Source organism: Sphingomonas pruni NBRC 15498, from assembly GCF_001598455.1.
GTDB classification, from domain to species: Bacteria; Pseudomonadota; Alphaproteobacteria; order Sphingomonadales; family Sphingomonadaceae; genus Sphingomonas; species Sphingomonas pruni.
The window spans coordinates 1-9496 of the sequence record NZ_BCYZ01000110.1 but is presented as its reverse complement, the minus strand read 5'-3'; the positions used below and the strand labels follow the sequence as shown (position 1 = coordinate 9496).

Below are 9496 nucleotides of genomic sequence, written 5' to 3'. Positions count from 1 at the left end.
CCGCGACCAACAAGCAACAAGCCAGATGGCTACCAAAGGAGGGCCCCCTCCACCACCGCCTTCGGCGGCGGTCCCCCTCCCCGTTCCGGGGAGGAATTGGGGTAGTCCTACTTCACCACCGGCAGCGCGATGTAGCTTTCGCTCGGCCCCGAAACCCAAACCCGCTGCGTCGCCTTCACGTAATCCGTCGGCTTGGCGAAGAAGATGTTCGGCACGAACGTCTGCGGATTGCGGTCGTAGAGCGGGAACCAGCTCGATTGGACCTGCACCATGATGCGGTGACCGGGCAGGAACACGTGGTTCGCCGCGGGGAGCGCAAAGCTGTATTGGAGCGGCGCGTTGGGCGTCAGCGCCTTGGGCTCGGAGAAGCTCTCGCGATAGCGGCCGCGAAAGATGTCCATGCCGACCGCGAACTGATAGCCGCCGAACCCGGGCCGTCCCGGCACCTGGTCGGGCCAGACGTCGATCAGTTTGATCACCCAGTCGCTGTCGGTGCCGCTGGTCGAAGCGGTCAGCTTGACCATCGGCCGTCCCGAAATCTTGAGCGGCTGGGTCAGCACGCCGCTGGTGAAGGTCAGCACGTCGGGCCGGCTCGACACCGCGCGCTGATCGTCGGCGAGCCAATTCGGCCAGGGATTGTTGTCATAGCCCACCGCCTGGACCGGACGATTGCGAAACAACACCGGATGCGCGGGATCGGAGACGTAATCGGCGGTCTCCTCGCCACTTGATGCAGCATCGAAACCCAACGTGGCGCCTGGCTTCAGGTACAGCCGTTCGCCCTGCCCATCATCCTTCGGCCAGGACTGAAAGCGGCGCCATTCGTTGCTCCCGCTTTCGAACGCGGTGACCGGCGCGACGTCCATCGGCGTGCCCTTGAGATAATGGTCGAGGAACGGCGCCAGCACGTTCTTTCGCCACCAGGTTCCGGTATCCTGCCCCCAGCGCATCTGACCGAGCGTGTCGGCATCCTCGATCTCCTGCCCATGGTGCCACGGCCCCATCGACAGATAGACCATGTCGTTATTGGCATCCTTGGGTTCGAGCGCGCGATAGGTCGCGAGCGCGCCGTAACTGTCCTCCTGATCCCATAGCGAATGGACCAGCATCACTGGCACCTTGAGCGGCAATTTGGCGAGATACGTGTCCATCGCGCGATCCTGCCAGAACTTGTCATAAGCGGGGTGCGCCAGGATGCTCTTCCAGAAGCCGATCTGGTCGAGCCCCATCCTTTTGCCGAGTTCGCCCGCCGACCCCGCGCGCATGTAAAAATCATAGATGTCGTCGCTCGAGCTGATCCAGGGCGCGCTGTTGTCGCGGGTCGCCTCCTGTTCCCAGATGTAATCCATGTTCATCTGGCGGAACGCGCCGTTGTGAAACCAGTCGTCACCCATCCAGCCGTCGACCATCGGGTTCATCGGCACCGACACCTTGAGCGCCGGGTGCGGGTTCACCAGCGCGGCGAGCGGCTCGTAGCCGTCATAGCTGATGCCCAGGATGCCGACCTTGCCGTTCGACGCCTTCAGGTTCTTCACCAGCCAGTCGATCGTGTCGTAGCAATCGGTCGCGTCGTCGACCTTGGTCGGATTTTCCGCCGTGCCGACCAGCGCGCGGTTCATCACGAAGGTGCCGCCCGACCCGTATTTGCCGCGAATGTCCTGGATCACGCGGATATAGCCACCGTCGACGATCACGTCGGTGGTATTATCATAGCCATAGAGCGCAGTGCCGAGATCGCCGCTCTTGCGGTTGGTGGTCAGCGCATCGGCATTGTACGGCGTGCGGGTGAGCAGGATCGGGGCGTCACTCGCGCCCTTGGGCGTGAGGATGACGGTGTGGAGCTTGGTCCCGTCGCGCATCGGGATTTCGACCACGCGACGCTCGTAATTGAAGCCGTAATTGGCCGGCACGGCCTTTGCCGGCCGGTCGTCATAAGTCTGCGCCGTTCCGCCCGACGCGGCGAGCGCCGCCAACCCTATCGCCATTGCCAACCGCAAGCTCATGCTTCTTCCCCTCGCCGTCGAAGCGATGGTGGGCCGGAGTCATTTCGCGTGCAACTTCTGATTTGCGGTGGGTGGCGGCTATGCAGGGGACCGGTGCCCAATTGAAGGCATGACCTCGCACACCAAAGCTCGGACAAACCGGCGCTCAATCGCCAAGCTGCAACCGGTCCTGACCGGAGGTGCCAGGAATGAATTTTTTTACGTGGGCGATGCGATAGCCTACATTAAGCCACACGCCGGCAGCTTGGTCGTACTCTTGCTCGATTTCCATCGTAGCGTCGATCGAGTCACCAGCCCCGATGCGGTATCGGCGGGCCATAACGTCAGCGACGAATACGGGGTCGCCAATAGTGGCGCCGATCTTAACCCCGTTCCACACAAAGTCCCATTTGCGGTCCCCTCGCGCAAATACCGCTTTGATAATGCCGAGCACGGCATCCACGGTCTGCGTGCGCTTGCGGTCATCATCGCCTTCGCCTTCGGCGTTGTTCCGTACGATTGCGAACTCATCGCGGGGGATCAGGATTGCAGGCGGCTCTCCGCCATGCATGCCCTTATAAATGCCCAGACTGGTGACATTGGCGTCGGCTTCAACTGCCTCAATCGCACGCGCGACATGGCGCCCTACCCTTTCCCGCGGTAGTGCCTTGGCTTGGTTGTAAGCCTCGCGGGGCACGACAACTCGATCGCTACCCTTCTCGATCACCACCTCATCCGTCTTGACAGTGATAACGGTTTTTTCGGGGTCGATGACGTGGGTATAGAGCCACGCCACCAGGATCGGCCAGATAATCCGGTTATCAGCGAACTTGAGCGCACTCTTGAGTGTCTTGGGTATCTCGCGAATGCGAGCTTTGAAGCTGCCCTCGCCAACTGCCTCGAGCCGAAGTTCTAAGGAATAGCCAGGGTTCACCTGGTTATTTATTTCTTGGAATGCATCGGAGAGCGCGACCAGCGCATTGGCGAAAGTGTAGGTATCCACCTCATTGGGCTGGCCGCCGAAGTAGACCACGAACCCGTCTTTGTCGCGAACTGTGGTTAGGTCCAACGTGGCCATGCCGTCCTCTCGTACCAGCCACCTGGTGGGCCGAGTGATGCCAGCCCGATGTCGCCGATGCAAACGGTAACACCGCGTCCTGAACCTACCGTCTGCGGTCGAGGGCCTTAAATAGTGCGCGTGTTGCCCCGTTTAGATCGACCACCGCCCACCGCCAAAAGCGTCATGCGAAACCAAGCGGCCTAACACCTACGGCTCGCTGCTGGATATCAATTGTCGCAGGCGGCGTAGTTACCGGCATCGCACTCGGCCACGGCACGGCGCCATTCAGCCATCTCCCGCTCGTACCGCGCTCGGCTGCGGCGGTAGTCCGCCATATCTTGCTCATGATCCTGCGCAGCGGCGGCATAGTCACCGTCGGCGGTCTCATCGCGACCGCCGCCACGCACCACCCGCCAGGTCACGCCGCGCTTGAGCACCCGCGCATTCTCCTGGCGGTTGAGCGCGCGCGTCTTCGCGCTATCGCGCGCCCGAGCCTCGGCGTTGCGCATCGCCGGATCGCGCGGATCGTCGGCCAAGGCGGCGGCCGGCACCATCGCGGCGACGATGGCCCCGCAGAGCAACGGGCTAATCTTCATGACATTATTCCCTCCCACGCACGGGTTAAGAAATATCAACGCGTTGGGCAGACCGGCAAACCAATTGCGATAAAGCGCGCGCCGCTCGTCGCGCGAGGCGCGCGGTCTGGCGCGTGTCTAGCCGCACAACGGCAGCCAGCTGACGGCTAAACAATAAAAGACCCGCCTCCGACCGGGAGACGGGCCTTTTATTCAGGCAGCGGCGCGGAAGCGAATTCCGCGCCGTCGGTCGCGGCGATGCCGCGCCGGCCGCCGGTCCGCGTCCGCTGCGCGGACCGTGGGCTAACTGCGTTAGCCTACGCGCGTACCCGTCAGCGGGAAGCTGCCGAATGCGCCGGCGGTGACCGTTCCGGTGATCGTGTCGCCGTCGACCGTCGCTTCGTTCGTCAGGGTCATCGGCATCGGCACGGTGATGTTCATCGACCATTTGATCGTGTTGCCGTCGACCACGCCGTCGGTGATCTCCGCGGTGCCCATCGCGCCCGCCTGGGTGCCGGTCCAGCTGGTGCCGTCCGACTTCACCGTCAGCGTCGCCTTCTGGTCGCCCATCGGCGACTTCACGACCGTCTCGTACACGCCATCGACTGCCATCGTCTCTCTCCTGTGAATTCCTCAGCGCGCGCCGAGCGACGCCGCAGGCACGACCTCGACAGGCAGCCCGACCTTGTCAAGCTGGGGCCTAACCGTCTTGGCATCGCCGACCACGACCCAGACCACCTTCTTGGGGTCGATCGCCTGGCCGATGACGCTACGGAGTTGGGGCAAAGTCAGCGCGCGATACTTGTCGGCGATCGTCGCATAATAATCGTCGGGGCGTTTGTAGAGAACGTTCGAAACCATCGCCCCCATCACCGCTCTCGACGTCTCGAAGCTGCCGGGCAGCGAGCGAATCGCGCCGGTGATCGCGCGATCGAACTCCTCCTGCGTCATAGGCTTGTCGCCGACGAAGGACGTGACATCGCCCATCGCCGCGACGATCGCATCGCCGGTACGGTCTGCCTGCACGCCCGCCGAGATCATGTACGGAGTCGCTCCCTCGGCGCGGAAGAACCGGCCGCTGGCACCGTACGACCAGTGTTTGTCCTCTCGCAGGTCCATATTGATCCGGCCAAGAAAGCCGCCGCCCAAACCGTCATTGGCGGTATTGACCGGGAGCAGTTCGTCGGTCCCCACCAGTCCGGTCGGGATCGCGCCATAGATCACCGATTGCGGCGAATCGGGCCGGTCGACCAGCACGATCTTGGGGGCAGCCGCCACGGCCTTGACCACGTCCCCCTTGACGCCCGCAGCGCCGGCCATCGTCCAATCGCCCAGGTCGGCGTCGAGCGCCGCCGTCACCTCGGCCAGCGGCCGGTCGCTGACCACGAAGATGGTCGCGCGGTCGGGCCGCAGCCACGCCTGGCGAAACGCGATCAGGTCGTTCCGGGTCAGCTTGGCCACCGCCGTCGCGTCGCCGCCGCCGAACGCCTTCGCATAAGGCGAGGCCGGGCCGTAGATCAGCGGCGCCATCGCGCGGCTGGCCAGCGCATTGGCATTGGTCAGTTCCGACGCGATCCCGGCAAGCTGCTGGTTCCTCAGCCGATCGATCTCGGCCGGGGCGAAAGCGGGATTGCGCAGTACATCGGCGAACAGCGCCACGCCGGGCTTCAGGTTCGGGCTAGGCATGTCGATCGCGAACGAAGTCGTGTCGCTGTCGATGCCCGCGCCGATGCTGGCGCCCAGCCGCTCCTGCGCCTTGGCGTAATCGAGCGAGTTGAGGCTCGTCGTCCCGGCACTCATCGCCGACAGGGTGAGCTGTTGCGTTCCCAGCGCAGTCGGCGCGTCGGCCGCGGTGCCCGCGTCGAAGCTGACCATGATGCGCGTGACGGGCGTCGCCGTGCGCTGCGCATAGATCACCGTCACGCCGTTCGCGAGCTTGGCACGCTCGACCTTGGGGAAGGTCAGATTGGCGATCGATCCGACATCGGGCATCGCGCCGCGCGATCCCTTGGCGGCGAGCTCGTCGGCCGCCTTGACCGCGACCGGCTTGGACGCCGCCGCTTCCTCATAAGCGTCACGCGGGCCGGGAACGATGTCGAGCCCATAGACCGGCCGGCTGAGCCATTTGTCGGCGACCGCCTTGACCTTGGCCGGCGTCTCGGCGGCGAGCTCCGCCATCTCCTTTTTGTAATGCGCGGGATCGTTCGAATACAGCGCGCCCTCGGCCAGGGCGACCGCCTTGCCGCCGAACCCGCCGACCGCTTCCAGTCCCTTCACGCGGCCGGCGATGCTGCGCACCTGGTATCGCTGCAACTCGTCGGTCGTCGGACCGGTGGCCAGAAAGTCGGCGACGACCGCATCGAGCCGCTTGGTGACGGTGGCCGCATCTACACCCGGGCGCACATCGACGCTGAGCTCGAAAATGCCGACCTGGCTGAAGCTCTGATTGTCGGCGCTGACCCGGACCGCCAGCCGTTCCTTGCGCACCAAGGTGTCGTAGAGCCGCGAGCTGGCGCCGCCGCCCAGCACGCCGGCGGCCACGTCGAGACCGACGCTGTCGGGATCGTTGAGCCCCGGCACCGCCCAGGACCGCGTGATGCGGGTGGTGGCGACGCGATCCTTCATCGTCTCGATCTTCGTGCTCGGCAATGTCGGCACGGGCGCATTCGGCTGCTTCGTCTCGGGACCCGCCGGGATTCCGCCGAAATATTTCTCGACCAACGGCTTCGCGGTCGCGGCGTCGATGTCGCCCGCCAGCACCAAAACGGCATTGTTCGGACCGTAATGATCCTTGAACCAGCTCTTCACGTCGGCGAGGCTGGCACCGTCGAGATCGGCCATCGAGCCGATCGTCGAATGTTCGTAGGGATGCCCTTTCGGGAACAGGCCGGAGAGCTGGCGATATTCGACCAATCCATAAGGCTCGTTGTCGCCCTGACGCTTCTCGTTCTGGACGACGCCGCGCTGCTCGTCGAGCACCGCCTGGGTGATCGCGCCGGTCAGATAGCCCATGCGGTCGCTTTCGAGGAACAGCGCGCGATCGAGCGCGGGCGTCGGTACCGTCTCGAAATAATTGGTGCGGTCGAAATAGGTGGTGCCGTTGAAATCGGTCGCGCCTACATTCTTGAGGGGCACGAAGAAGTCGCCCGGCGCATTCTCGCTGCCGTTGAACATCAGATGCTCGAACAGATGGGCGAAGCCGGTCTTGCCGGCCGGCTCCATCTTGGATCCGACATCGTACCACACGCTGACGGCGACGATCGGCGCTTTGCGGTCGGTATGGACGATGACCCGCAACCCGTTCTTGAGCGTGAACTGGGTGAAGGGGATATCGACCGATTTGGCCAGCACGCTGACCGGCGCGGCGGCCGGCGCCGCAGTGGGCTTGGTCGCTGCCGGCTTGGCTTGAGCAACGGCAAGGTCGGGAACGGCGATCGCGAGCAACGCGACGCCGGACAGCGCGAAAAGCTTGATGGTCATGAATGCCCCTGGTCGATCGGAAAGGAAGTCGAACGACGCGAGGCTAAGTCAGCTTCGCAACACTGGCAAGTCACGGGCGGTAAAGACGCTCGATATTTCCTTTGAGATCACGCGGATAGAACCAGACTGGTTTCAATTTATGCGCGACGAACAAGGCCGACTGGTCGGTATAGTGCGGAGAATCCGGCCGCGTCGTCGCGGCGCCGAACGGCTGGATCGATCGCGACGACACGCGGCCGGCTTTGTCCCATTGGACGAACATCACGAAGCTGTCGCCATGCTTGACCGCCAGCCGCCCGTCGGGCGCCTCGTCCCAATTGGCCGCGGCGCGCAGGACTTCGGGCCCGCCGTCGAGCGGCAGATCGACCTTGCCCTGGCGTAGCCGCAGCATCGTGCCGAGCGGCGGGTCCAGGCGGCCGAAGACGCGCTGGAGATAGCCGGTCGCCTCGACCAAGGTGGCGCGCGGATCGGCCTCGGGTTGGCGATTGTAATGCCATTTCTGCCAGCTCTTCATCATCAGGCAGGCCAGCGCGTCTGCCGGTCCCTTGCCGTCGAGGTTCCAGTCCCATTGCCGGAGCAGCGCCTGGGCGGCGGCCACCTGGCGGTCGCCGCGCGGGTCGGCGGCGATCAGGTCGGCGAACCATTTGGCGGTCATCCCGCGATGGCTGACCCCCGTGTCGAACTTGATGCGCTCGAGATCGGCCTGGCTTATCGCCGGGTTGGCGCTCATCAGCTCGAGCGCGCGGTTGTCGCGATTGGTCGTGTCGGTTTCGATCCCGAGCAATGGCGACCAGTCGGCCGGGTTCATCTCAGACCCCGCGCCCGCCGACAGGAACGGCGTCGAATTGGCGTTGACCAGAAAGCCCGATCGCGGGTTCACGTTGCGCGGCACCATCGACCACGGAAGGGTGCCCGGCGCATAGTCGGCGGACGTGTCGCCGGGCAGGACCTTCGAATAATCGTAGCCCGGCTTTCGGTTGGGGAAGGTCGCATTGTAGAAATAGGCGATATTGCCGGCGGCGTCGGCGTAGAGGAAATTGGTTGCCGGCACGCCCTGGATCGCCATTGCGCGCTGCCATTGGTCGAACGTCCTGGCCCGCGTCAGCCGGTAATATTGCTCGACCATCTTGAGTTGGTCGGCGCCGCCATAACGCAGTGCATAGGCGCCCGATTTGGCCTCGATCACCGGCCCCTGCACCGCGCGATAGACGCTGCGCGGCACGGGGAGCACGAACGGTCCCCACAATTTGACCGGCAGCCAGACGGTCTCCTTCTCGAGCGGGCGCCATTGCCCGTCAAAACGGTAATGCGTGCCGTCGCCGTCGAGCACGAGCTTGTAGGTATCGATCAGGTCAGGCCGGTTGACCGTATTGGTCCAGCCCAATGTCTCATTGTGCCCGAGCAAAGGATAGGGCGATCCGGGGAACATCGCCCCGGCGAAATTCCAGCCAGTCTTCGAATGGACGACGAGTTCGTACCAGGCGACCGCGCCGCGCCACGGCTGGTGCGAATTGGCAACGAGCCGCGTGAAGCCGTCCGACGATCGCTTGGGCGCGACGACGAACGCGTTGGATCCGTTCTCGCGGCCGTCCGGCCCGACCGGGGTGACGTCGGGCGCATCGGGCGCCGGCCCGGCATTTTCGCGCGGCAGCGGCGTGTCGCCGGCGAGTGCGCCCAACGTCGCGTCGAGACCGAAGAAGAAGGGCGAGCGCATGACGAAGCCGGTGGCAATATCCTGGCCGTTGACCGGGAACAGCCGCGACATCTTGACCTCGTCCGGATGCCGCGCGGCATAAGCATTGAGTCCCGAGGCATAGCCGTCGAGCAGCAACCGGACATCGGCCGGCTGCTTCATGTAATCGCGGTCGACCGTCTCGCGCGCATGGAGCAGGTGAAGCACGTAATCGGTCTTCGCTCCGTCGGCGCCGTCGAGCGCGCCCAGCCGCCCGCGCGCCATCGCGACCACTTCCTGCAAGGTGCCGAAATCGTCCTCGGCATGGGCATAGGCGATGCCATAGGCGACGTCAGGATCGGTCGCGCCGAAGATGTGCGGCACCCCGAACCTGTCCCGCGCGATCACCGTGTCGTAACGATGCGCCGGCGGCGCCTCGGCGCGCACCGCGGTCAGCGGCTCCCAGCTCGCCAGGCCGATCGCGACCAGCACCAGCAGCACGGCCAGACCCAGGCCGATCCGTTTCAGTATCCTCAAAATCCCGCGCTCCCCGCCGGTGTTGTGCGGTCAGGTGTGGTCGAAGTGCTTGGGTTTGTCACGGGGGCGATGACTCCTTCTCCCCTTGTGGGAGAAGGAAGGGGCCCGCTCGCGGAGCGAGTGGGAAGGATGAGGGGGAGTCGGGAGCGGCGTCGCCTGTGACTCCCCCTCACCCTTCCGCCGACTGCGT

Annotated in this window: 6 protein-coding genes; all 6 read right to left on the bottom strand. The window is 64.6% G+C overall.

All coding sequences use genetic code 11. The features are described from left to right. Nucleotides 1-107 precede the first annotated feature (107 nt). Complete coding sequence (locus tag SPR01S_RS20085) at nt 108-2003, bottom strand: CocE/NonD family hydrolase (protein ID WP_066593339.1); 1896 nt, start codon at nt 2001-2003, stop codon at nt 108-110. Nucleotides 2004-2148: 145 nt separating this feature from the next. Further along, entirely contained in the window at nt 2149-3060 is a 912-nt protein-coding gene (locus SPR01S_RS20080; protein WP_066593337.1) for an LAPAL motif-containing putative phage structural protein, read from the bottom strand. A gap of 209 nt (nt 3061-3269) precedes the next feature. Further along, nucleotides 3270-3638, bottom strand: a complete 369-nt coding sequence (locus tag SPR01S_RS20075; protein WP_066593335.1) for a hypothetical protein — start codon at nt 3636-3638, stop codon at nt 3270-3272. Nucleotides 3639-3929: 291 nt separating this feature from the next. Further along, nucleotides 3930-4229: a hypothetical protein gene (locus tag SPR01S_RS20070; protein ID WP_066593333.1), complete on the bottom strand. Its 300-nt coding sequence runs from the start codon at nt 4227-4229 to the stop codon at nt 3930-3932. 21 nt (nt 4230-4250) lie between these two features. Beyond that, nucleotides 4251-7097, bottom strand: a complete 2847-nt coding sequence (locus SPR01S_RS20065) for a M16 family metallopeptidase (RefSeq protein ID WP_066593331.1) — start codon at nt 7095-7097, stop codon at nt 4251-4253. Nucleotides 7098-7167: 70 nt separating this feature from the next. Continuing rightward, a complete protein-coding gene (locus tag SPR01S_RS20060) occupies nt 7168-9306 on the bottom strand; it encodes an acylase (protein WP_245662140.1) in 2139 nt (712 codons plus the stop codon). Between the last annotated feature and the right edge of the window lie 190 nt (nt 9307-9496).